Annotated in this window: 2 protein-coding genes; both read right to left on the bottom strand. The window is 36.2% G+C overall.

All coding sequences use genetic code 11. The annotated features are described in order from the left end of the window. Positions 1–25: 25 nt before the first annotated feature. Positions 26–412: a hypothetical protein gene (locus ACFIJ7_RS09695; protein WP_375641101.1), complete on the bottom strand. Its 387-nt coding sequence runs from the start codon at positions 410–412 to the stop codon at positions 26–28. Beyond that, entirely contained in the window at positions 405–656 is a 252-nt protein-coding gene (locus tag ACFIJ7_RS09700) for a type II toxin-antitoxin system Phd/YefM family antitoxin (RefSeq protein ID WP_375645208.1), read from the bottom strand. The genes ACFIJ7_RS09695 and ACFIJ7_RS09700 overlap by 8 nt, the downstream gene beginning before the upstream one ends. Positions 657–792: the final 136 nt, after the last annotated feature.

Consider the following 792-nt stretch of genomic DNA (forward strand, 5'->3'; position numbering starts at 1 on the left):
ACTCCACGCTGTTTGACTTTGTGACTCAATCTCTAGAGACTTTTCCAAGTGGTTTTATTGCTTTAACTTCTTTAATTTTAAGTGCAATTTTACGAACGAAAGCAAGACTAAAGCGCCCTTGTGGTTTTAAATCTTCAAAGTCAAACAAAGATTCGCAAGGAACAACATTAAATTCATCAACACGCACCCAAGATTGCTTTTGCAACCCCGCACGTCTACATTCTATCTCAGGTACTTTTAAGCTATATTGTAAATTAATAGGCTCTTGAGAAGTGATAGGAAACAAAAAGAAATGGCTTTCAGTTTTAACCATAACACAGGAAGGACGCGCTTTGCGCCCCGAATGTTCACCTTTTTGCGCTTGTTCGTGCCATAAATAATAATATTGAACAACATCCCCTGCTTTAAACATATTCGTCGCCATTTAAAATATCATCTAAACCACGATCTAAATCGTCTAATATATTTTGCGGTGCATCTGCATAAACAAAAGATTGTGCACCAGAACGCGCTTTTATTAATTCATGATATAAATCAACAGGAAGCATAATGATTTTTTCACGCCCTCGCTTTGTTAAAGCTACAGGTGTAGACATAGCCTCGTCTAAAATATCGCCTGCCCCGCGGTTTACATCTGTAAAACTATATTTTTTCATATGCACATCCTATCTTTAATGTATAATACGTATTATACGTACAATATGTATTATGTAAAGATATTTTATGCTGTTAACCACCTCCCCGCCTCAAAGACGAGGAGATAAAATCATGTTTTTAAAGTTAAGCAGCTTT

The sequence above is a fragment of the Bartonella sp. MR100HLJHH genome, from assembly GCF_042194215.1.
Lineage (GTDB): Bacteria > Pseudomonadota > Alphaproteobacteria > Rhizobiales > Rhizobiaceae > Bartonella > Bartonella grahamii.

Bases quoted from the DNA above. Each gene is read 5' to 3' on its own strand.
- ACFIJ7_RS09695 (WP_375641101.1), bottom strand. From the start codon at position 412: ATGTTTAAAGCAGGGGATGTTGTTCAATATTATTATTTATGGCACGAA.
- ACFIJ7_RS09700 (WP_375645208.1), bottom strand. From the start codon at position 656: ATGAAAAAATATAGTTTTACAGATGTAAACCGCGGGGCAGGCGATATT.